This window comes from Idiomarina loihiensis L2TR (assembly GCF_000008465.1).
In the GTDB taxonomy this organism is placed as follows: Bacteria; Pseudomonadota; Gammaproteobacteria; order Enterobacterales; family Alteromonadaceae; genus Idiomarina; species Idiomarina loihiensis.
Map to the genome: position 1 here is coordinate 1,073,075 of NC_006512.1, position 22,317 is coordinate 1,095,391.

The 22,317-nt window shown below is 47.6% G+C and carries 19 protein-coding genes and 4 tRNA genes; 4 read left to right on the plus strand and 19 right to left on the minus strand.

The genetic code is table 11. The annotated features are described in order from the left end of the window. Positions 1-77: 77 nt before the first annotated feature. From tig to IL_RS05165, 6 genes are all read right to left on the minus strand, one after another. A complete protein-coding gene (gene tig, locus IL_RS05140; protein WP_011234257.1) occupies positions 78-1,379 on the minus strand; it encodes a trigger factor in 1,302 nt (433 codons plus the stop codon). Between the two features lie 180 nt (positions 1,380-1,559). Continuing rightward, positions 1,560-1,787 carry a hypothetical protein gene (locus IL_RS05145; RefSeq protein ID WP_011234258.1) on the minus strand — a complete coding sequence of 76 codons (228 nt, stop codon included), beginning with the start codon at positions 1,785-1,787 and terminating at the stop codon, positions 1,560-1,562. 100 nt (positions 1,788-1,887) lie between these two features. Next, positions 1,888-1,964, minus strand: a tRNA-Pro gene (locus IL_RS05150). A gap of 27 nt (positions 1,965-1,991) precedes the next feature. Beyond that, positions 1,992-2,067 (minus strand) — tRNA-His (locus IL_RS05155). A gap of 26 nt (positions 2,068-2,093) precedes the next feature. Further along, positions 2,094-2,170, minus strand: a tRNA-Arg gene (locus IL_RS05160). 28 nt (positions 2,171-2,198) lie between these two features. Beyond that, a tRNA-Pro gene (locus IL_RS05165) sits at positions 2,199-2,275 on the minus strand. Between IL_RS05165 and IL_RS13605 the strand changes: the two genes are divergently transcribed. Next, entirely contained in the window at positions 2,248-2,427 is a 180-nt protein-coding gene (locus tag IL_RS13605; protein ID WP_081423216.1) for a hypothetical protein, read from the plus strand. The genes IL_RS05165 and IL_RS13605 overlap by 28 nt on opposite strands. Before the next feature lie 88 nt (positions 2,428-2,515). Continuing rightward, positions 2,516-3,376 (plus strand): bifunctional methylenetetrahydrofolate dehydrogenase/methenyltetrahydrofolate cyclohydrolase FolD, encoded by an 861-nt coding sequence (gene folD / locus IL_RS05170; protein WP_011234259.1) that lies wholly within the window; start codon positions 2,516-2,518, stop codon positions 3,374-3,376. A gap of 3 nt (positions 3,377-3,379) precedes the next feature. Here the strand turns inward: folD and IL_RS05175 are convergent, their stop codons facing one another. Next, positions 3,380-4,114 (minus strand): TadE family protein, encoded by a 735-nt coding sequence (locus IL_RS05175; RefSeq protein ID WP_011234260.1) that lies wholly within the window; start codon positions 4,112-4,114, stop codon positions 3,380-3,382. Positions 4,115-4,225: 111 nt separating this feature from the next. Beyond that, positions 4,226-6,844 (minus strand): type I DNA topoisomerase, encoded by a 2,619-nt coding sequence (gene topA / locus IL_RS05180; RefSeq protein ID WP_011234261.1) that lies wholly within the window; start codon positions 6,842-6,844, stop codon positions 4,226-4,228. Between the two features lie 296 nt (positions 6,845-7,140). Between topA and astB the strand changes: the two genes are divergently transcribed. Beyond that, positions 7,141-8,484, plus strand: coding sequence for an N-succinylarginine dihydrolase (astB, locus tag IL_RS05185; RefSeq protein ID WP_011234262.1), 1,344 nt, complete (start codon positions 7,141-7,143; stop codon positions 8,482-8,484). Between the two features lie 34 nt (positions 8,485-8,518). Here the strand turns inward: astB and purF are convergent, their stop codons facing one another. The 10 genes from purF to fabB form a co-directional block, all read right to left on the minus strand. Next, positions 8,519-10,036: an amidophosphoribosyltransferase gene (gene purF, locus IL_RS05190; RefSeq protein WP_011234263.1), complete on the minus strand. Its 1,518-nt coding sequence runs from the start codon at positions 10,034-10,036 to the stop codon at positions 8,519-8,521. A 14-nt stretch (positions 10,037-10,050) separates the two neighbouring features. Then, positions 10,051-10,545, minus strand: coding sequence for a CvpA family protein (locus tag IL_RS05195; RefSeq protein ID WP_011234264.1), 495 nt, complete (start codon positions 10,543-10,545; stop codon positions 10,051-10,053). Between the two features lie 89 nt (positions 10,546-10,634). Continuing rightward, positions 10,635-11,180, minus strand: a complete 546-nt coding sequence (locus IL_RS05200) for an SPOR domain-containing protein (RefSeq protein ID WP_011234265.1) — start codon at positions 11,178-11,180, stop codon at positions 10,635-10,637. A gap of 3 nt (positions 11,181-11,183) precedes the next feature. Then, positions 11,184-12,476 carry a bifunctional tetrahydrofolate synthase/dihydrofolate synthase gene (gene folC, locus IL_RS05205; protein WP_011234266.1) on the minus strand — a complete coding sequence of 431 codons (1,293 nt, stop codon included), beginning with the start codon at positions 12,474-12,476 and terminating at the stop codon, positions 11,184-11,186. After that, complete coding sequence (gene accD, locus IL_RS05210; RefSeq protein WP_011234267.1) at positions 12,476-13,354, minus strand: acetyl-CoA carboxylase, carboxyltransferase subunit beta; 879 nt, start codon at positions 13,352-13,354, stop codon at positions 12,476-12,478. Before accD ends, folC begins: the two co-directional genes overlap by 1 nt. Positions 13,355-13,445: 91 nt before the next feature. Continuing rightward, positions 13,446-14,231 (minus strand): tRNA pseudouridine(38-40) synthase TruA, encoded by a 786-nt coding sequence (gene truA, locus IL_RS05215; protein WP_011234268.1) that lies wholly within the window; start codon positions 14,229-14,231, stop codon positions 13,446-13,448. A gap of 11 nt (positions 14,232-14,242) precedes the next feature. Then, positions 14,243-16,591, minus strand: coding sequence for a FimV/HubP family polar landmark protein (locus IL_RS05220; protein WP_011234269.1), 2,349 nt, complete (start codon positions 16,589-16,591; stop codon positions 14,243-14,245). Positions 16,592-16,670: 79 nt separating this feature from the next. After that, on the minus strand, positions 16,671-17,687 hold the full coding sequence (locus IL_RS05225) for an aspartate-semialdehyde dehydrogenase (RefSeq protein WP_011234270.1): 1,017 nt from the start codon (positions 17,685-17,687) through the stop codon (positions 16,671-16,673). 9 nt (positions 17,688-17,696) lie between these two features. Then, a complete protein-coding gene (locus IL_RS05230; RefSeq protein WP_011234271.1) occupies positions 17,697-18,842 on the minus strand; it encodes a 4-phosphoerythronate dehydrogenase in 1,146 nt (381 codons plus the stop codon). A gap of 21 nt (positions 18,843-18,863) precedes the next feature. Continuing rightward, positions 18,864-20,078, minus strand: coding sequence for a beta-ketoacyl-ACP synthase I (fabB, locus tag IL_RS05235; protein WP_011234272.1), 1,215 nt, complete (start codon positions 20,076-20,078; stop codon positions 18,864-18,866). A 133-nt stretch (positions 20,079-20,211) separates the two neighbouring features. On the opposite strand from fabB, the gene mnmC reads away from it, so the two are divergent. After that, positions 20,212-22,032: a bifunctional tRNA (5-methylaminomethyl-2-thiouridine)(34)-methyltransferase MnmD/FAD-dependent 5-carboxymethylaminomethyl-2-thiouridine(34) oxidoreductase MnmC gene (gene mnmC / locus IL_RS05240; protein WP_011234273.1), complete on the plus strand. Its 1,821-nt coding sequence runs from the start codon at positions 20,212-20,214 to the stop codon at positions 22,030-22,032. Here mnmC and IL_RS05245 read toward each other — a convergent pair. After that, positions 21,997-22,293, minus strand: a complete 297-nt coding sequence (locus tag IL_RS05245; RefSeq protein WP_011234274.1) for a YfcL family protein — start codon at positions 22,291-22,293, stop codon at positions 21,997-21,999. The genes mnmC and IL_RS05245 overlap by 36 nt on opposite strands. Positions 22,294-22,317: the final 24 nt, after the last annotated feature.

Genomic DNA, 22,317 nt, shown 5'->3' on the forward strand with positions numbered 1-22,317 from the left:
AAAATGGCTCGTATGAGGTCATACGAGCCATTAAACCAAGCTGTAGCGGGACCCGTCAAGGATTCCGTTACACTAGATTACTGCTGCTTCGGATTCATGATGTCATCAAAGCTCGCTTTTTTATCTTTAACCGAGGCTTTTTCCAACACGAATTCGATTGCTTGCTCTTCCAACGCTAAGTTACGAACTTGCTGCATCATATCGTTGTTTGACTTGTAGTATTCCACAACTTCCTGCGGGTCTTCATAAGCAGAAGCTGCCGTTGCGATGATTTCATCAACTTTCTCATCATCAGCTTTAAGCTCGTTACCACGAATCACTTCACCTAATAACAAACCAACTTTAACACGCTCTTTCGCTTGTTCTTCGAACAGCTCCGCCGGCAAGTCAGGCATTTGTTCAACATTACCACCGAAACGTTGAGCCGCTTGCTTACGCAACTGGTCAATTTCCTGGTCGATCATTGATTTAGGCAGTTCAACGTCGTTGTTTTCAACAATACCTTTCAGTACTTGTTCTTTAACTTTTGCTTTCACTGCGTTTTTCAGCTCGCGTTCCATATTTTTGCGAACTTCTTCTTTCAACGCTTCAACGCCGCCTTCTTTCACACCAAACAATGCAACGAACTCATCGTTTAGCTCTGGCAGGTCACGTGCTTCAACTTTCTTCGCGGTTACCACGAATTGCGCTTCTTTACCTTTCAGGTTTTCAGCGTGATAGTCTTCCGGGAAAGTGACTTCAATAGTCTTTTCTTCGCCCGCTTTAATTCCTTTGATTTGATCTTCAAACCCAGGAATCATGCGACCTTCGCCCAGCTCAAGCGCGAAGTCGTCAGCTTTACCGCCTTCAAATTCTTCACCGTCAATAGAACCAACGAAATCCATAGTGACACGGTCACCCTTTTTGGATTTACGCTTAACTTCTTTCCAGTCAGCATGTTGTTTCTGCAACGTTTCCAGCATGTTGTCGACGTCTTTCTCAGTGACTTCAACAGCAGGCTTTTCAACTTTTACTTTGTCCAGGTTCTGTACTTCTACTTCTGGATACACTTCGAACGTAGCCGTGAACTCAAGATCTTTACCTGGCTCATTGACTTTAGGTTCAATTGCAGGTGCGCCAGCAGGGTTCAGTTTTTCCTGCATAACAGCTTCAAAGTACTTACTTTGCATGATACTTGACGCTGCACGTGAACGGGCTTCGCGACCAAACAGCTTTTGTAATACGTTTGGCGGAATTTTTCCTTTGCGGAAACCATTCACACGACGATGGCGATATTCTTCTTTTAATAAGCGTTTTACTTCGCTATCAATTGTATCTGCCGGGACTGTAACAGTCACACGACGTTCTAAACCTTGAGTTGTCTCTACAGAAACCTGCATTGCTTCATTACCTCGGTTTCAATCAATGAATGTTACTCGCATCAACTTATCATTATAAAAATGAGATACGGCAACGGCGTTGACCTTTAAAAATGACGCAGTATTATAGCGAGGTGACCGCCCGGAGTCGAGCCCCCGAGCGGCAATTTTTAGGCTTCACTTTAACGGAAGGAAAAATAACTAAGATTTATCTTTAAGCTCAAGGAGTAGATTGTTGATTTCGCCCAGTTTATCCGGTTTATCCCCGGCCATATTTTCTTGATCGGCGACTTCGGTTTCCAATTCATCATAACGCCACTGCGTCAGCACTTCGATTTTCTGCTCGTTTGAAAGCTCAGGATCATTTGCCACGTCTTGCGGAGAATCGAACGCTTCAGCGGGATTCTTTAAACTTTTCTTAAAGTCCATAACAATAGCTCCAGCCAAGGATTAACAACAAAATCTTTTGATTAAGTATTAGATAAATGTAGCAGTAGTGGCTGAAAAGAAAAAGGGGGAATTAGTGTAATGGTCGGCGATGCAGGATTTGAACCTGCGACCCCTTGGACCCAAACCAAGTGCGCTACCAAACTGCGCTAATCGCCGAAATACAGGATGTTACTTCAAAAGAAATGGGGTGGATGATGGGACTTGAACCCACGACAACCGGAATCACAATCCGGGGCTCTACCAACTGAGCTACACCCACCACTGAGTGATTTCTTTGGCGCGTTATGGCGCACCCGGCAGGATTCGAACCTGCGACCCACGGCTTAGAAGGCCGTTGCTCTATCCAACTGAGCTACGGGCGCATATCGAACCAATAAACCGTCAAGAGAATGGTCGGCGATGCAGGATTTGAACCTGCGACCCCTTGGACCCAAACCAAGTGCGCTACCAAACTGCGCTAATCGCCGAATTTCTCCGAAAGCCGTGTCATACGCAGCTTTTAAAAACACTATTGCTGGTCGACAACGGTGGCGAATATTACCTGCTGAAGACTGACCCGTCAAACTTTTTTTCGGTTATCAGTGCCGACTGGCTACTTTTGCAACAACCTGACGACTAAACCAACAACCGGTGACATTCAGGGCAGAAAAAAGTTACAATACAACTTATATATCACCTTGAATTCTCTCATCTTTGGGAACGTCATTATGCCAGCTCAAATTATCGATGGTAAAACCATCGCTGCCACTGTTCGCCAGGCGGTTAAACAGCAAGTAAAAGAACGCATTGATTCCGGCTTACGGGCACCAGGGTTAGCTGTTGTTCTGGTCGGAAGCGACGCCGCTTCAGAAGTTTACGTGGGCAACAAGCGCCGTGCCTGTGAAGACGTTGGTTTTCGTTCGTTTGATTACGACTTACCAATAACCACAACACAGAAAGAACTTGAGAAGCTCATTGAAGAGCTGAACGATGACGACGCCGTAGATGGTATTTTAGTTCAGCTTCCGTTGCCTGCGGGTCTGGATGCCACACCAATTTTAGAAAGAATTCGCCCGGATAAAGATGTCGATGGCTTCCATCCATTCAATATTGGACGTTTGTCACAACGTATCCCGGCTTTGCGCCCCTGTACCCCCAAAGGTATTATGACACTGTTAGAGCACACGCACGTTGACTTACACGGCTTAAACGCAGTGGTTGTCGGGGCATCGAATATTGTTGGTCGTCCAATGAGCCTGGAGTTATTACTGGCAGGAGCAACAACGACGGTGTGTCATCGCTTTACCAAAGACTTATCCGATCATGTCAAGCGTGCTGATATCGTTGTTGTTGCGGTAGGCAAAGCGGAGTTCATTCCTGGCGAGTGGATTAAACCTGGCGCCATCGTCATAGATGTAGGAATGAATCGCCTGCCCGATGGTCGATTAACCGGTGACGTGGAGTTCTCTGTCGCTGCCGAGCGAGCCGGCTGGATCACTCCTGTTCCCGGTGGCGTTGGCCCCATGACAGTTGCCTCGTTAATTGAGAACACATTGCAGGCCTGTGTCGATTATCACGACGTTCGTTAAATTTTATTCCTGTCGGTAGCCGCTTAACATGACATGTTGAGCGGTATTCGATAACCCCCACAACGGTTTATCAAATAAAGTACTTCGGCCTGCACAGTAAGTCGCGGCTTTTGAATCTGAGACTAAACTCTGTGTTGCCGCCAGAAAATCAGCAGCAATTGGAATTTCCAGTGGCAAGCACCAATAAGTTTCAATAACCAAAACGCGTGCCTGATGCCATTCCTCGGAGGCATTATCGCCAGCCCGCGCATGATAATGGTCAACCGAAATTTCCAGTACGTCTTTTTGCAATTCGTTATCCCAGCGCCAGTCCGAAAACTGGCGAAAATCATCAGTACTGGGTGACAGAACCTTTAATTGTCCAAAGCGCGAGAAATGAAGTCGCTGTTTAGCTATAGCCTCAGCTGCGGCGGCTATTTTGTTATCTATGTTCAGTTGTGGTTTTAAACCGGCCATTCCTGCCGCCAGCGTGTTCACCATGGCATTATTGTTACCATGGTTAAGACTTCCTGCCCTCACTGCATACTGATTCGCTACTGTAAGTGTTTGCTGCGCCCACCAAATAAAGACAGCCTGAACAAAAGTAAAAACGCAGGCGACAATAACAGGCCAAACGACCAGCAACTCAACACTCGCCTGCCCTGATTGTTTTTTCAGTATTTTGACGGGGTTCAGAAAAGAAAAACCCGCTGCCGGAAAAGCAGCGGGAAGTGTTATGCTCAAGCGAGACAATAACATGAGGACCTCCGTGTCCGGTGTGCCGTGTCCTTCAATAGACACCGCACTATGTTAGTCCTGCTTTTATATTTTAACTATTGGCAAAGTGAGTGTTTGCTCGTAAGCCTTTAACTACTTTTCTTCTACCTGCCATTTACCACTGCGGTAAAAAGCCTTCCAGCCCGTTTGTTTCTTCTTAATTTCAGTAACAACGTACTGTTCTTTGTTCTTTCTTGAAAAACGAACAATAGCATCATTACCGTCATCATCTTCTTTAGGGGCTTCAGCCAGGTACTTGAATTTTTCCGGTAAACGATCTTTAAACTTAGCCAGTTCTTTTACCGTAACTGCCCGAGTTTCTCTCGATTTAGGGAAGGTATTGGCAGACAGGAAAATACCGGAGGCACCGTCTCTTAGCACAAAGTAAGCATCCGACTCTTCACAAGGTAACTCAGGCAACGGCACTGGGTCTTCTTTCGGTGGCGCAGCTTCCCCGCTTCGCAGTAATTTTCGGGTGTTTTTACACTCACTGTTAGTGCAGCCGAAGTACTTACCAAAACGTCCCGTTTTTAACTGCATTTCAGAACCACACTTATCGCATTCAATGGTGGGTCCGTCATACCCCTTAATGCGGAAAGTCCCCTCTTCAACCAGTTGACCGTCACATGTTGGGTTGTTACCACAAACATGAAGCTTACGCTTTTCGTCAATAAGGTAACTGTCCATTGCGGTGCCACACTTAGGGCAACGCTTTTTGGCACGAAGCGCTTCTGTTTCGCGCTCTTCTTCGTCAGTCACCTCTATCGCTTCTTCGCCCGGTGTCAGGTTAAGCGTTTTGGTACAACGTTCTTTGGGCGGTAAGTTATAGCCAGAACAGCCAAGGAATACGCCCGTGGACGCTGTTCTTATTCCCATTTTACGACCACACTCAGGGCAATCGATATCGGTAAGAACCATGCTGTTCTCACGCATGCCGCCCTCAGTCGGTTCCAGTTCTGCTTTTTCCAGGCGCTCTTTAAAGTCTGCATAAAACTTATCCAGAGTCTCTTTCCAGTCACGTTTCCCGGCAGCAATATCATCCAGCGCCTGTTCCATTTCTGCCGTAAAGTTATAATTCATTAGCTCAGTGAAGTTCTCAATCAACCGATCATTGACAATTTCACCCATTTTCTCGGCAAAGAAACGACGGCTCTCCACCCGAACATAACCGCGATCCTGAATGGTAGAAATAATTGAAGCATAAGTTGATGGACGACCAATGCCTCGTTTCTCCAGTTCTTTGACCAGAGAAGCCTCACCATAACGCGCCGGTGGCTTAGTAAAGTGTTGTTCCGGATTCAGTTTCTCCAGCTGTAATGCATCGCCTTTTTTCACATCAGGCAAGGTCGCATCACCGTCTTTTTTACTACTGGCCGGAGGCATCACCTTAGTCCAACCGGCAAACCGCATCACACGTCCGCGAGCTTTCAATTCAAAATCGCCGGCGGTTGCCGTCAGGGTGGTACTATCGTATCGAGCCGGTACCATTTGGCAGGCCACAAACTGACGCCAAATCAACTCATACAAACGCTGCGCGTCTCGCTCCACAGAAGCCAGTGACTCTGACTTAACCTTCACATCTGACGGACGTATCGCTTCGTGCGCTTCCTGTGCGTTACTTTTTGCACCATAGCGAACAGGATCGTCCGGTAAATAATTTTTACCAAAGTCCTTGGTAATTAATTCACGACAAGCATCGACAGCCTCAGAACTTAAATTGGTTGAATCGGTACGCATGTACGTAATGTGGCCTGCTTCATACAGACGCTGAGCCATCATCATGGTTTTCTTAACGCCAAAGCCTAATCGGGTACTGGCGGCTTGCTGCAGAGTCGAGGTAATAAAAGGCGCACTGGGTTTACTGGACGTTGGCTTATCTTCACGCCCGGTAATTTCATAGCCGGCTTTTTTCAGTAGTGCTAAAGCTGCGTCCGTTTCCTGTTTATTGGACGGACGGAAGTTCTTACCAGCCTGCTTCATCACCTGCATGCGCAGAGACTCGTCCGCAGGCGTGTTTAAGTCTGCATGAACGTCCCAGTACTCTTCCGGTACAAAGGCTTTAATTTCACGCTCACGTTCAACCACAAGCCTTACAGCGACAGATTGGACACGTCCTGCTGACAACCCTCGGGCGATTTTCTTCCACAACAAGGGCGACACCATAAAACCAACGACCCGATCCAGGAAACGTCGGGTCTGCTGCGCATTAACCCGGTCGGTGTTCAGCTCTGCCGGATGTTGAAAAGCTTCTTGAATGGCTTTTTTCGTTATTTCGTTAAACACCACGCGTTTATATCGCGAGTCATCACCACCAATAAGTTCCCGCAAGTGCCAGGCTATCGCCTCCCCCTCGCGGTCCAAATCCGTTGCCAGAATAATTTCATCTGACTTTTTGGCTAACTGTTTTAGCTCTTTAACGACTTTTTCTTTTCCCTGCAGAACCTCGTAATGCGCTTCCCAGTCATTTTCCGGGTCAACCCCCATACGAGCAATCAGTCGCTTATAATCACGTTCTTTCTGGTATTTTGCCTTAGCATCCGGCGACATCTTGCGTACTTCTGCAGCCGGCTTACTCTTTATTGTCTCAGTGGCACGGGTAGGCAGATCACGGACATGACCAACACTGGACTTAACGACAAAGTCCTTACCTAAATACTTATTAATCGTTTTGGCTTTTGCCGGAGACTCGACAATGACGAGCGATTTTGCCATAGAATAATCGTTCTCTTGTTGTAGATGACCGTGTATATACGTGCTAACAGTAACAATTACAAGTGCAATTGCTCTTTAGCGGCCTTTTTTAGGTATATCGGTTATCGCTTGCAGAAACAACCGCAACTCGGTTATTTGATAAAAATTCGCACAAGTTAAATAAACAGTCACAATTACGTTAGCAAGCCAAAGTCCAGAAAAATAAAGGCTTTCAAGGCCGTTTTAAAACAGTATAATGGCAATTAAGTTTCTATTTTTAGGTGCACGATACGTGCAGGGAGTATCGACAAGTGAGCATGCAACACTTCGAAGTCAACTATGACGGTTTGGTTGGGCCAACTCATAACTACGCTGGACTGTCGTTCGGCAACGTTGCCTCTTTAGCCAATGCAAAAGCAACATCCAGCCCCAAACATGCTGCCCTGCAAGGTCTGAAAAAAATGAAAGCCTTGCACGATATGGGAATGAAGCAAGGTGTGTTGGCGCCACAGGAACGCCCGGATATTTTTGCATTACGCCGCCTGGGCTTCCACGGTACCGATTCCGAGGTTTTATACCGTGCAGCAACCGAAGCACCCGCCATATTTCAGGCCGTTTGCTCCGCTTCCAGTATGTGGACAGCCAATGCCGCGACAGTTTCGCCCAGTGCAGACACAGCAAATGGGAAAGTGCATTTCACTCCGGCGAATCTGACCAATAAGTTTCACCGTTCGTTAGAACCACAAACCAGTGGCCGTATTCTGCAGGCAATGTTCAATAATGGTCGTTATTTTGAGCATCACACCCACCTGCCGGACAATGAACATTTTGGTGACGAAGGTGCCGCGAACCACACCCGTCTGTGTCGTGAATATGGTCATGCCGGAATTGAGCTCTTTGTTTTTGGCCGTTACGCCTTCGACAGTTCTAAACCAGCACCTAAGCGCTTCCCGGCAAGACAGACTCTGGAAGCCTCTCAGGCAATTGCCCGGTTGCATGGTTTAAGTGAAGACAACACCGTTTACATTCAGCAGAACCCCGATGTTATTGACCAGGGCGTATTCCATAATGATGTTATCGCGGTCGGTAACCAGAATGTGCTTTTTTATCACGAGCAGGCCTTTACTGATACCGAGTCGAAATTAGCAGAAATTCAACGTAAATTCGGCGAACATCCGCTACATTTCATTAAAGTTGCTACAGAACAAGTGAGCATTCAGGACGCAGTAAATACCTACTTATTCAATACTCAGTTAATTACACCGCCCGACGGCCAAATGACCATTATCGCGCCTACCGAGTGCCAGGAAAACGATAATGTCCGTTCCTATCTTGAGCAGTTGACGCAAAGCGCTGACAGCCCAATTAAGCGGGTTGAATACTTTGACGTTAAGCAGAGTATGCGCAACGGTGGCGGTCCAGCCTGTTTGCGTTTACGTGTTGCTTTAAACGATGAAGAAATAGCGGGTGCAAACCAGAATTGCCTGATGTCTGACGGGTTATTTAATCGTTTGAATCAATGGGTAGAGAAGCATTACCGTGATGAGTTAGCAGTCGATGATTTACGTGACCCGGCGCTACTGGAAGAATCACGCACGGCACTTGATGAGTTAACACAAATTATGAAGCTGGGTTCGGTGTACCCATTCCAGCAAGACTGAGCGCCCAACGCTCAGTCTTTTATTTCAGAATGAATTAATCGTTGTCGTTGTGAAGTTCGAGGTTGGCGTCTTCTGAGCCGTCACGATCGGACCTTGCAACGTCATTACGTGCCGCATGCAAACGATCTAAGTACTCCTGGCTCACATCACCCGTTACGTATTCACCACTGAATACCGACGTATCAAAACGTTTAATTGATCGGTTCTCTGCTCCTACTGCTTCAATTAAGTCGTCAAGATCCTGATAAATGAGACCATCAGCTTTAATTATGTCACGAATTTCCGTTGCTTCACGTCCGTGACCAATCAGCTCGTTAGCGCTTGGCATATCAATGCCGTAAACGTTCGGGAAGCGAATTTCCGGAGCAGCTGAAGCAAAATATACTTTCTTCGCACCGGCTTCACGAGCCATTTCAATTATTTGCTCTGACGTTGTTCCACGTACAATTGAATCATCAACCAGCAGAACGTTCTTACCACGGAATTCCGCGCTAATGGCATTTAACTTTCGGCGTACTGATTTACGTCGCTGAGTCTGTCCCGGCATAATAAAGGTACGACCAATATAACGGTTTTTCACAAAGCCCTGGCGATAAGGTAAGTCCAGCACGCTGGCTATCTCTAAAGCGATATCACAGCTGGTTTCAGGAATTGGAATAACCACATCAATATCGAGTTCGCCGTAATCACGCTTTATCTTCTCGCCCAGCTTACGGCCCATATTAACCCGAGAGGCATAGACCGAAATGCCATCAATAAACGAGTCGGGACGCGCAAAGTACACGTACTCAAAAATACACGGACAATGTATTGGCTTATCAGCGCACTGACGAGAATACAGCTTGCCATCGTTTGTAATATAAATAGCTTCGCCAGGCTCGACATCGCGCATATATTTAAAACCGGTGCCGTCAATGGCAACGCTTTCAGAGGCAACAATGTACTCTTCGCCGTCTTCGGTATCACGTTTACCCAGGGCTAAAGGACGAATGCCCCATGGGTCACGGAATGCAACCATGCCATGACCGAGGATCATTGCTACCACGGCATAAGAACCACGAACCTGACGGTGAACCGCGGTCATGGTGCGAAAAACGTCTTCTTCGCTCAGCGTTAAACTCTCGTTTTTATCCAGCTCATTGGCAAAAATGTTCAGCAAAATTTCCGAGTCGGAGGTGGTATTAATATGACGACGCGCCGTTTGAAACAAATGTTCCTGAACGTCAGCAGCATTGGTTAAGTTACCATTATGCGCCATGGCAATACCAAAAGGTGAGTTAACATAGAACGGTTGCGCTTCTGCTGAGCTCGAACTTCCGACTGTAGGATAACGCACATGACCAATACCGACATTACCCGACAAGCGGTGCATGTGACGTGTATGGAACACATCCCGCACCAATCCGTTGGCTTTTCTTAAACGCAAAGTACAGTGCTCATCAACTGTCATAATACCAGCGGCGTCCTGGCCACGATGTTGAAGCATGGTTAACCCATCGTAAAGCGCTTGGTTAACAGGCTGCTTACCAACAATACCAACAATACCACACATGTCTTTTCACCTTTTTATACAGGTTGAGGGACTAAAAAACTGGAGCTGTTTTCCAGATAGCTGAAAAACCACTGAATAAATACACCGAAATGAGGAATTAACACGGACTCCTTCCACCAGTCACTGGAAGATAACGTAGTAAAAGAGTCTATAAAGAATAATAACGCACTGACAATTAGCACTCCGCGTAAAGCGCCAAACACCAGACCAAGTACCCGGTCGGTTCCGGACAAGCCGGTGTGATGAACTAATTGAGACAGAATATAGTTGATAATAGCGCCCAGAATAAGTGTCGCTACGAATAATGCGGCAATAGCGGCAGCGTTTCTGACCAGCGGATCACCAATTTGGGTAAAGTATACCGCAAGATCTTCGTAGAACTGACTAGCGATGAAAAAAGCTGCTATCCAGATGGCCAGAGATACGGCTTCTTTAACGAACCCTCTTACCAGGCTGATAAGCGTAGAAAGGCCAATAACAATAATAATGGCGTAGTCAATCCAGAGCATAATGACTCACAATTGCTGGGCTAAAGACGCGGGCGATTTTAACAGAATGCGATTCATAATGTGATTTCTTTTCGCATATATTGCAAAACTCATGGCCGGTAGGTAATGACCTTACCTTCAAGGCCAGTTAGCTCTTTTAACGGCGTCAGTTGCTTTTCTAGTTCTGTTTTTGACGTATCCGGACCAACCAATACACGGATCAAAGAACCTCCGGACGTCTCTTGAGAGTATGCGGCAAAGCCTTTTGCCTGTAGCTGTGAAATAAGCCGCTTAACACTATCTTCCTGACTAAAAGCACCTAACTGAATAACCCAGGCTTTACCATCGACCGCGAACTCGGCTGGCTCACGTGGTGGAGCTTGTACGTTGCTGTCCTCCTGAACCGAAGCGGCCTCATCTGCCGTTTTCTCAACATCTGATGATGCTTCTTCAACCGTAACGGGTTCTGCTACAGTTGTATCTGATAGAGTTTCCGGCTTCTTCAGCTGCTCCTCTACTGCGGGTTTTAATGGAATGGTTTCCATTGGTTCCACAGGCTCTTTCTTTTCGCCATCAAGCACATCTGGAATAATGATCACGGCTAACGCCACAAGTATTAAAGTGCCAACGAGACGATTTTGTAGAGAACTGGACAAAGCTCAAGCTCCTTTTAGATAAGCGTTAATTCTCGCTACAGTGTAAAACGAGCCGAAGCCGAAAACCAGAGCTTTGCCGTCATTCATTTGCCATTGCTGCGCTGCTGTCACTGCTGCTGCAAACGCCTGCTCCACCGATTCAAACAGATAACAGGATTCTGTAGGTAATTTAGCATTGATCACCAAGTTATCCGCAGTTTCACCACGCGGCTCCGACAGTGAGCCAAGATACCAGGCAGAAGCCTGAGAACTCAATGCGTTAGCGACACCGGCATGGTCTTTGTCACTTAACATCCCCACAACAGCAAAAATTTTATGTTGTGGATAAAATTTATTCAAATAGCGACTAGCATAAACTGCAGCCTGCGGGTTATGCGCAACGTCCAGCAAAACTTCAATACCATTAACGGTATCAGGTTGCATTCTCCCAGGTAAACTTGCCTGAGTAATACCTTCACGAATAGCCGATAAGCTGACTGGTAACGGCAATTGTTCGATAGCCGCAATGGCTGTTGACGCGTTGATAAGAGGCAGTTTTGGTAACGGCAAGTCATTCAATTGGGTGTTCTGACTACGATAACTCCAGCTTTCATCGTATTCGGTACGATGAAAGTCACGCCCGACTTGATAAAGCTTAGCCCCGATGCGCTCCGCGCTTTCTGCAATACTGGCCGTTGGACTTGCTTCACCACAAATTAATGGCTTACCCGATCTGGCAATACCGGCTTTTTCATACCCAATGTGCTCACGATTATTTCCGAGAAAAGCAATGTGGTCGATGCCGATACTGGTGACCACAGCCACGTCTGCGTCAACACAGTTAACCGCGTCTAGACGCCCACCCAGGCCTACCTCAAGAATAGCGACATCCGGAGACTGGCGACCCATTAACCAAAGCGCCGCTAACGTACCAAACTCAAAATAAGTTAATGACGTATTGTTACGAGCCTGCTCAATAGCATGAAATGCTTTAACGTGTTCGGAGTCCGGCAATTCTTGCGCATTAACCCGAACTCGCTCGCGATACTCGGTAATATGCGGTGAGGTATAAACGCCGGTAGTGTAACCTGCCGCCTGCAGAATCGTTTCCAGATAGCAAACTGTTGAGCCTTTACCATTGGTTCCGCTAACCGTTATGACTAAAGCTGCCGGCTTTAATACGCCGGCATTAGCAGCCACTCTGGCTACACGCTCCAGACCCATATCGATATTTTTCGGATGAAGTTTTTCGAGGTAGGTCAGCCACTCCTGCAGTGATGCAGTCACTGCAGGAGCTGATGAAGATATCTCCGCCATTACTCGTTTACACTTACTTCCGTAGCTTCGGTAGAAGGTAAGTTTTGCATTTTCGCCAACAAACGGGCAACAGTATCGCGCATATCACGACGGTCGGTAATCATGTCGATAGCCCCATGTTCCAGCAGGAACTCAGCGCGTTGAAAACCTTCCGGTAAGGTTTGACGAACCGTTTGTTCAATAACCCGAGGTCCGGCAAAGCCGATGAGAGCTTTTGGTTCAGCAATATGAATATCGCCCAACATTGCCAGACTCGCAGAAACACCACCCATGGTCGGGTCGGTTAATATCGAGATGAACGGCAGGCCTTCTTCGCTCATACGAGCTAAAGCCGCAGAGGTCTTAGCCATTTGCATTAACGACATCAGAGCTTCCTGCATACGAGCACCGCCGGAGGCAGAGAAACATACCAGCGGAATACGATGCTTAAGGCAGACTTCGGCAGCCAGTACAAACTTAGCCCCTACCACCGATGCCATGGAGCCGCCCATAAAGTTAAAGTCAAAGGCAACCGCGACTAGAGGAACGCCTTTTACGGTACCTTTCTCGGCAATTAGGGCGTCGTTCTCACCCGTGCTTTTTTGCGCGGCAGCAATACGGTCTTTGTATTTTTTGGAATCTTTAAAGCGCAGAACATCTTTTGGCTCTAAATCTGTGCCTATTTCTTCGCGATTGTCTTTATCCAGAAAAATATCTAAACGGCTGCGCCCGGTAACCCGCATGTGATGATCACACTTAGGGCAAACATTAAGGCTGCGTTCTAAATCAGCCTTATAAATAATATTGCCACAGGCCGTGCACTTGCTCCACACGCCCTCTGGAACGCCACGTCGTTTGTTAATTTTTGGCTTCGCAAGAATTCTTTCTATCCAGCTCATACTATTCCGCCCAAAGGCTGTTATTAGTCAATTTGATGTAGCTTACATGGTACCACAAATGGGTCAAGCAAAGAGGTCATAACAGTGACTCTTAATCGCCTAGCCACAAAGGTCCCAGTGGAGCATCGGGTATATTATAGTGTTCCGGGTAAGTTACTGCCACCAGGTAAAGTCCGCCGGGTTTCGCTGTAGCTGCAGCCTTGGTGCGGTCTTTCTGTCTTAACAATTCTCCAATCCAGTCCGGTGGCTGCAGGTGCTGACCAACAACGATCAAACTGCCGACGATATTTCGCACCATGTGATGCAAAAAGGCATTCGCCGAAATATCCACGATAATATAGTCGCCACGGCGTTCAACCGTTAAATCGGAAACCTTACGAAACGGGGTATGCGACTGGCAATGAGATGCCCGGAATGCAGTAAAGTCATGTTCACCGACAAGCGCCTGAGCAGCTTCTTGCATAACTTCAGCGTCAAGTGGTTGATGATAATGACTGACCCCTGCCGAATGGATCCCCGGACGGAATCTGGTATTGGCAATAATATAACGGTAACGTCGCGACGTAGCGCTAAACCGCGCACTGAACTCACTGTCAACTTCCCGCGCCCAGCGTACAGCAATACCAGCGGGCAGATTACTGTTCACTCCTAACGTCCAGGCAACATCAGCTCTTGGTACCGGGACATCAAAATGCACGATCTGTGCGGTAGCATGAACACCAGCATCCGTTCTGCCGGCACAAGTTACCTCAACAGGCGCATTCGCTATTTTACTCAAAGCCTCTTCAACACACTGCTGAACACTGGCTACTTCACGTTGTCGTTGCCATCCATAATAACGACTGCCGTCGTATTCAAGGCATAAGGCCATTCGCATACTACTTTATCCTACGAATCTAGTTTCTGTTGCAGCGTCTTAGCTTCATTTGCCAGCGCTTCATCATCACCTTCTGCTAATTGCTGAAGAATCTCCCGAGCTTCGTCCTCTTCGCCCATTTCAATATAGGCTCTGGCAAGATCAAGCTGACCCGACGGTTCATCATCTTGTGGAGCCCCTTCGGCATCTCCAGATTCATCATCCGGTAAAACGTCTTTTACTGCCGACGACTGATAGCGATCACTGTCTTCGTCTTCCTCATCGGCATCCGCCATTAAGGAGTCAATATCCACAAATTCATCGTCGTCGGTAGCGCTAAATGCATCAGTTTCGGCTTCGCTTTCGGTGTCGTTTTCTTCTGTAGCCGGCTCATCTTCATCGACAATATTATCCGCATTATCGGAACCACCAAATAGCGACTCTAAGTCTTTGTCCGCTTCATCTTCTGCCTTATCAAGTTCCGCATCGTCGTCGGGAACTTCTTCTTCAAGGTCATCCAGTGACTGAGTCAACTCATCCGACTCTTGCAGCAACTGTTCCAGATTATCTTCTTCGGAGTCTTCTTCTACAGGCTGGCTTTCCTCCTGCGAGGTTAGCTCGGTTTCTTCCGCTTCGGCAGCCTCTTCTGATTGAGCCTCATCAGCTTCTGGTTCATCTTCGGCTTCGGAGCTGTCGGTTTCTATGCTTTCCGCTTTCTCACTTTCCGGCTCATCGGCTTCGTTTTCCGCAAGACCCAACTCAGCGAGAACATCATCAACCTCGCTGTCGTCAAAGTCATCCGGCAACAAGTCGTCACTTTCCTGGTCTGAATCAGTTTCGCCTTTGTCAGGCTTATCATCAACTGCACGCTCATCGTCGCTGTCAGCTTCTTCAGGAGTTTCTGAAGGCGCGTTGTCGGACAAAATGTCATCGATATCATCGACGTCAGCTACTGCAGACTCTTCTTCTGTTGCTTCACCTTCTTGCTCAATATTTTCTGAAACAGGTTCATCAGCATCTGCACTCGATGACTCCGGAGACTCTTCTTCATCAGTGACGGAAAGGTCAATCGCCTGTTCATCATCATCGTCGGCTTCGCCAAATAAACGATCCAGTTCATCCTGAGACAATTCACTAGACTCTTCGTCTTCTTCATCCGGCAATACAGCCTGATCATCGTCGTCTAAATCGTCTTCTACAGCCGGTTCAGTTTCGGCTTCCGGCTTCGGTTCTTCCTTCCTGGCATCGTCTTTTCCATCGTCAAGACGAACGCTCAAATCAGCGGCTTCCGGCTCATCCGAATTTCCGGTTAACTCAGCCTCTAGCGCACTTAAGTCGTCACCTTCGTCATCAGTGCTTTCTTCACCATCAATATCGAATAAGCCATCTGTACTGTCGTTAGGTACATCTCCCAGCAGTTCTTTATCGAGTTCAGCGGCGGCTTCTTCTTCAGTAAGCTCTTTACTGCTCTTTTCTTCCGCCTCTTCATCTTCCTCTACCGGTTTGGCTGAACGGCGCAAAAAGAAAAACACAATAAGACCGATAATAAGCAGTGCCGGTAATACTGATACAAGCAACATATTCAAAGGACTTTGCAACCAGTCGGAAAACCCGGACTCCTGCTCCAGCTCTTCTCTAGCCTGCTGTTCAAGCAGCTCCCGTTGTTGAGCTAATACCTGTTGAAACTGAACTTCCAGTTCATCGGTTTTGCTCACATTATTGGCAAGCTCATCTAAACGCGACGCTAATGCGTCGATACGCTCCTGCAGAGACTTATTCTCTTCATACATGCGCTCAACCGCCTGCATGGACTGCTGCATATCAGAGCGCAACTCCTGAAAGTTTTGTTCCTGTCGCTGTTCAACTTCCTGAATGGTTTGTTCAGCTTTCTCCCGGGCCTGCTCAAGTAACTCCTGCTGTTCCGCGCGAGTTTTCTGAGTGTCCTGCCGAGCTTGCGAGAGTTGTTGAGACTTGGTTTTTAATTGGCTATCTACCACGACTTGCCGACGAGCGGCTTCGGGGTTAACCATTTTGATTTCTTGCAAAGAGGGAATGCGCAGGTAAAAACCATTGAGCATGCGGTTCATATTACCATCGACGAAGGCATCGTCATTAGCCTGCACAATAGCAACCATAGTCTGATACTGGGTCACACTGGAGTGTGGCTTATAACGCCGCGCAATATCCCACAAGGTGTCGTTGCTGCTTATAGGCCCATAGCGCTCCTGGCCGATACGAACATCGGTTGCTTCTGAGCCTTTCTCGCCTTTTATAACGACGCCATCCTGCCAGCCTGCAGCAGCGACAGTCATGCTGCCGGACAACACCATGGCTGCCAGCGAGAAGTATCTCAGTACCTGCACTATCTTGGTTTTTCTCATCCTTTAGTCTCTGCCCGCGCTTTGCTCTTATCTTTAACGGCGTTCGTTAAAAAAACTTTATGACATACAGCTGCTTAAATTACCAGTAATCACGAATTAAAGTTTCTGCAATTTGTATGCTGTTGGTTGCCGCACCTTTGCGTATGTTGTCCGATACAACCCACAGGTTAAGTCCGTTAGGGTGGCTGATATCTTCCCGTACCCGCCCTACAAAGACATCGTCATTGCCAGCGGCATTTCCCACTTGAGTCGGAAACTCCTCGCGCTGCTCCATTAAAGTAACACCTGGGGCTTCACTTAACAGCTGTTTTGCATGCTCGGCCGTAATTGGCTGTCGCGTTTCAATGTGAATGGCTTCTGCGTGTCCGAAAAATACAGGAACCCTTACCGCCGTGGGATTCACCCGAATACTGGGGTCATTAAATATCTTTTGGGTTTCCCACACCATTTTCATTTCTTCTTTGGTGTAATCATTCTCCTGAAAAACGTCTATTTGAGGAATGCAGTTGAAAGCAATTTGTCGACTGAAGTTCGCTACCGTCGGCTGCTTACCGTTTAAAAGTTCTGCTGTCTGCTTTGCCAGCTCTTCCATCGCTTCTTTACCAGCGCCAGATACCGACTGATAAGTACTGACATTTATGCGCTCAATGCCGACGGCATCATGAATAGGCTTCAGTGCGACCATCATTTGAATGGTCGAGCAATTTGGATTAGCAATAATATTGCGGTTTCTAAAATCGGCTAGCGCCCAGGCATTAACCTCCGGCACCACCAAAGGAATATCCGGCTCATAGCGATATTCAGATGTGTTATCAATAACCACACAGCCTGCTTCAGCAGCTTTGGGGGCGAACTCGCGTGAAATTGAACCGCCCGCTGAAAAGAACGCGATATCAGCATTAGACCAGTCGAACTCACCAGCATCTAACACTTCTATTTCTTCGCCATTAAAATTAACTGTTGCGCCAGCAGAGCGGGCACTAGCTAAAGGGAAAAGTTCTGCCACCGGGAATTTTCGCTCAGCTAAAATTTCTATCATTTGCTGGCCCACTAAACCTGTTGCACCTAATACGGCAACGCGAAACCCATGTGACATGCTAACTCCTTACTTAGACAATAGCCGGGCACTAAAGCCCAACTGTAAAAACTGGATATATTGCTCGCTATTATGGCATGTAACGACCTGATTAATGAACTCTCTGCGCGGGCTTTCTTTGCGATAATTGCGTCGTAAACTATCAAAACCTTCGGTAGTGAGACCCTGTTGTCGGAAAAGTTCATCGTCCCGGAACAAGTCGTAGTGTTCTTTTGCCCACAAATTAAGACTTTCCAGTGAATTCAACCCACCGGCATCACGTTCATTCCAGGCCTTCCCCGGCAACACATCAGACAAAGTCTTATCGGCGGGCTTACCAAAGTGTTCCAGCAATGCATTTGAAATCATTACCGCCCCGCCGACTTTACCTTCCAGACTGTGTCCGGCAATGTGTGGAGTTGCGATATCAACATAAGGCACTAAGCCTGACAATACTTCGGGCTCATTCTCCCATACATCCAGCACCAGCGATGGCCGCTCCCCCTGCTCTACACGCTCCAGTAAGGCATTATTGTCGATAACCGCACCCCGGCTGGCATTAATTAGTAACTGCTGCGAATGCAGTGACTGCAATGCCGTATTTTCAAACAAATGCTGAGTTGGGAAATCGCCGTCCCGCGTCAAAGGGACATGGCAGGAGATAATATCGGCCGTTAGTACACGCTGCCAATGGTCATGCACAAACTTAACGCCTTTTTTACACAAGGGCGGATCATAATAATGAACATTGAGTCCCAGAGCTTCCAGCCTCTTTCCGGCGGCTTTTCCCGTATGCCCGGCACCAACAATGGCAACATCGATTTCGTCAGCTACATACCGGGGTTGGTCACTTAACCAATTGAGCACGGCGCACAAAACATACTCACCAACTGACTGCGCATTCGCCCCCGGCGCGTGTGCAAAGCCAATGCCTCGCTCTTCTAGAGCCTGAAGATTGATATGCTCAGTGCCAATGGTTGCGGACGCAACAAACTTAAGTTCGGGAGCTTGTTCTAAAAGTACTTCATCAACTTGAGTCACAGAACGCACGAGTAAAGCATCAGCTTCTGCCAACAGTTTCTGCGGAGGGATTCGTTCAGAAAAGTAGGAAAGTGTTCCCGCACCCGACAATAAGTCGGAAAGTGCGGGAATATTCTGATCGGCAACGATTTTCATCGAAATAACCGATCTAGTCGATTATTCAGAGTATTGGCGCATCACTAACGATGCGTTTGTACCACCGAAGCCAAAGCTATTAGACATAACCGTTCTAAGTGGTGCTTCAGTCGTCTGCTGAATAATGTTCATGCCGTCGGCTTTTTCATCCAACGCTTCAATATTGATTGAAGGTGTAACAAAACCATTCTTAAGCATAAGCAGAGAGTAAATAGCTTCGTGCACACCAGCTGCGCCCAGAGCATGGCCTGTCATTGCTTTAGTAGCACTAATCATCGGCGTTTTCTCTGGGAAAACTTCACGAATAGCTTCTAACTCTTTAACGTCACCAACCGGTGTGCTGGTACCGTGAGTATTCAGATAGTCGATTGGAGTATCCACCGTTTCCATTGCCATTTTCATGCAACGAACGGCGCCTTCACCCGACGGAGCTACCATATCGTAACCGTCTGAAGTCGCACCGTAACCAACAATTTCACCGTAAATTTTGGCGCCACGAGCTTTTGCCGCTTCCAGTTCTTCAATAACCAGAATACCGCCACCACCAGCAGGTACAAAACCGTCTCGCCCCTGGTCGTAGGTACGTGAAGCTTTTTCAGGCGTATCATTGTACTTAGTACTTAATGCGCCCATAGCATCAAATTCCATGCCCAGGGTCCAGTGCAGTTCTTCACCACCGCCGGCAAATACTCGGTCTTGTTTACCGAACTGAATTAATTCCAGCGCATGACCGATACAGTGCGCAGAGGTTGCACAAGCAGAACTAATTGAATAGTTAACACCTTTAATTTTAAAAGGTGTTGCCAGGCAAGCTGAAGTCGTTGACGCCATGCAACGAGGTACCATGTATGGGCCAACTTTTTTCACGCCACGTTCACGCAAAATATCAGCTGCTGCAACCTGATGTTCACCAGAAGCGCCACCGGAACCAACAACTAACCCCGTACGCGGGTGAGAAACTTGCTCTTCGGTTAAGCCTGAATCCTCGATAGCCTGAGCCATTGCGATATAGGCATAAGCCGCCGAATCGCCCATGAAACGCAACGCTTTGCGGTCAATATGGTCTTTAGGATCTAACTTAACTTCGCCCCATACCTGACAACGCAAGCCCATTTCAGCAAAAGATTCTGAACGGGTAATACCCGATTTGCCGGTACGTAATGATTCCAGCACTTCTTCTTGATTGTTCCCGATACTTGATACAATACCAAGTCCGGTGATAACAGCTCTTCTCATTCTATAATCCTGTCTGACATTGCTACGTCGATATCTTACCAACGTCGTGTGTGAATGTGGTCTGCTTTGTCCACTGTTGTTCGTAAAGTTGTTATTATAGCGGTCATCAACCAATAAATCATGGGATAGCCGCTTGAATTCTAATTCATCTGTTCAGTTTAACGAGCAAGGCGTACCCGTTTCCACTACTTTCGATGATATTTATTTTTCTGTCGAAAGCGGTGTTGACGAAAGTCAGTACGTATTTCTGGCGCAAAACGGATTACCCCGTCGCTGGCTGTCACTACCGGCTCATTATAGCTTTACCATAGCCGAAACCGGGTTTGGTACAGGTTTGAACTTTCTTCTGACCTGGAAACGTTTTTTAGAGCAGGCACCTGCCAATACACGTCTCCATTTTGTCAGTTTTGAAAAGTTCCCTTTATCGCGCCAGCAACTTGAACAAGCATACCAATTACTAGAACCAATAGCGGAATTCAGTCAGTCATTCCTGGAGCATTACCCGGCAACCGATCCCGGCTGTCATCGCATCATACTATCACAGGGCCGGGTCATTCTGGATCTGTGGATAGGCGATCTCAATGAGCTACTGCCAGAATGGCTTCCACAGGCACAAAAGCAAATTGACGCCTGGTTTCTCGACGGCTTTGCTCCGGCGAAGAATCCAGAAATGTGGCAGCCAACACTTTTTGATGCCATGAAGCAAACCGCACATAGCGGAACAACCTTTGCTACCTTCACCGCTGCAGGCAGTGTCAAAAGAGCACTACAGCAAAACGGATTCGAGGTTCAAAAAGTAGCAGGCTTTGGTCGCAAACGAGACATGCTTTGTGGTCACTACCTTAGCGCCGAAGTTTGTCAGAAATATTACGATCGCCGCGATGTTACTATTATTGGCGGCGGCATTAGCGCGGCATGCTCTGCCCTTGCACTGAAGCATAGAGGCGTTAACGTCAGAGTCATTAGTGCAGGTAGCGCCGACGGCGCATCCGGAAATCCTCAAGGAGCCGTTTACCCTCTGTTACACGCCGAGTATACGCCGCTCAGTCGCTTTTATTGGCAGGCGTTTTCTACAGCCACCAGCTTCTACCGTAATTTTTGTGACGACCACTGGTTTCCCGTGGGGGTTATGCAGCCAGCATTTAACGACGACAGAGCCCGGCGTTATCAACGTATAGCCGATGAACTGTATGCGCCAGACACGGTACGCTATTTATCTCAGCCGGAAGCAGAACAAGAAGCCGGGGTTTCGCTGGCGGTTCCGGCGCTGCTTTACCCTAAAGCCGGATGGTTACGACCGGCGGCTGTGGTCAAAAGCCTTTTAGAAACAGCACAAATTGAGCTTATTGAAGGCGAAGCTAAGGCTTTGGAGAAAACTGAAAGTGGCAGTTGGCAGATATCACTAAAGGACGGAAGTTTGCTGGCCGCTGAGCGAGTTCTTATTGCCACCGGTCATCACATCAATGGGTTATTGCCGGAAAGCGTTAACCCCCTGCCAATACAACCAGTTCGCGGACAAGTCAGTCTGGTTCAAACAACACCGTTATTATCTTCACTAAAAACGGTTTTATGCTTTAAAGGGTATTTAGTTCCGGAAGATGGCAACCATCACTGTGTTGGCGCAAGCTTTAATCGCGACAGAGAGGATTTAGAACCAACCCCCGAAGATGACGAAGAAAACCTGAAACAACTCGCTGAAAACGCGAAGCAGCCATGGGCTGAATCTCTGCAGTTAACATCCCAAAGAGTCTCGGTACGGGCGACCAGCCCCGATCACCAGCCTGTTACCGGAGCGGTTGCCGAAAACTTATATGTCATTACAGCGCTGGGGTCTCGGGGCTTCACTTCTGCCCCTATTCTGGCAGAAGTGATTGCCTGTCAGTTAACCGGAGAGTTAACGCCGTTAACTCAAGATGCTTTACGCCGCATCTCCGTTAGTCGCTTTAAGGGCTAACTTATCCAATACATTGTTAATGTGAGTCTGGTCAGCCGGAGACAACTCATGCCGCGTTTTGTGAACTGCCTCACGCAAAGCCGGCATAATTCTCTCCGGTTGAGTCTCACCAGCCATTTCCAGTTGCGCAACGACTAAGTCGAAATGCCCGCGCAAATAACCGCAGGCAAATAGCTCGTCATCTGTGCCGGAAACCACCGCATCATCGAATACGGTTTCAAGTCGTTCCACTAATTGATCAAAGTCCGTACGAGTTCCCATCTGCAGTTTCCCGTTGAAAAACAA

Excerpts from the sequence above, each read along its gene's own strand:
- folD (WP_011234259.1), top strand. The coding sequence starts at position 2,516 with ATGCCAGCTCAAATTATCGATGGTAAAACCATCGCTGCCACTGTTCGC.
- fabB (WP_011234272.1), bottom strand. The coding sequence starts at position 20,078 with ATGAGAAGAGCTGTTATCACCGGACTTGGTATTGTATCAAGTATCGGG.
- IL_RS05175 (WP_011234260.1), bottom strand. The coding sequence starts at position 4,114 with ATGTTATTGTCTCGCTTGAGCATAACACTTCCCGCTGCTTTTCCGGCA.
- IL_RS05195 (WP_011234264.1), bottom strand. The coding sequence starts at position 10,545 with ATGCTCTGGATTGACTACGCCATTATTATTGTTATTGGCCTTTCTACG.
- tig (WP_011234257.1), bottom strand. The coding sequence starts at position 1,379 with ATGCAGGTTTCTGTAGAGACAACTCAAGGTTTAGAACGTCGTGTGACT.
- accD (WP_011234267.1), bottom strand. The coding sequence starts at position 13,354 with ATGAGCTGGATAGAAAGAATTCTTGCGAAGCCAAAAATTAACAAACGA.
- IL_RS05145 (WP_011234258.1), bottom strand. The coding sequence starts at position 1,787 with ATGGACTTTAAGAAAAGTTTAAAGAATCCCGCTGAAGCGTTCGATTCT.
- purF (WP_011234263.1), bottom strand. The coding sequence starts at position 10,036 with ATGTGTGGTATTGTTGGTATTGTTGGTAAGCAGCCTGTTAACCAAGCG.
- IL_RS05245 (WP_011234274.1), bottom strand. The coding sequence starts at position 22,293 with ATGGGAACTCGTACGGACTTTGATCAATTAGTGGAACGACTTGAAACC.
- IL_RS05225 (WP_011234270.1), bottom strand. The coding sequence starts at position 17,687 with ATGTCACATGGGTTTCGCGTTGCCGTATTAGGTGCAACAGGTTTAGTG.
- IL_RS05220 (WP_011234269.1), bottom strand. The coding sequence starts at position 16,591 with ATGAGAAAAACCAAGATAGTGCAGGTACTGAGATACTTCTCGCTGGCA.
- astB (WP_011234262.1), top strand. The coding sequence starts at position 7,141 with ATGCAACACTTCGAAGTCAACTATGACGGTTTGGTTGGGCCAACTCAT.
- IL_RS05230 (WP_011234271.1), bottom strand. The coding sequence starts at position 18,842 with ATGAAAATCGTTGCCGATCAGAATATTCCCGCACTTTCCGACTTATTG.
- folC (WP_011234266.1), bottom strand. The coding sequence starts at position 12,476 with ATGGCGGAGATATCTTCATCAGCTCCTGCAGTGACTGCATCACTGCAG.
- truA (WP_011234268.1), bottom strand. The coding sequence starts at position 14,231 with ATGCGAATGGCCTTATGCCTTGAATACGACGGCAGTCGTTATTATGGA.
- topA (WP_011234261.1), bottom strand. The coding sequence starts at position 6,844 with ATGGCAAAATCGCTCGTCATTGTCGAGTCTCCGGCAAAAGCCAAAACG.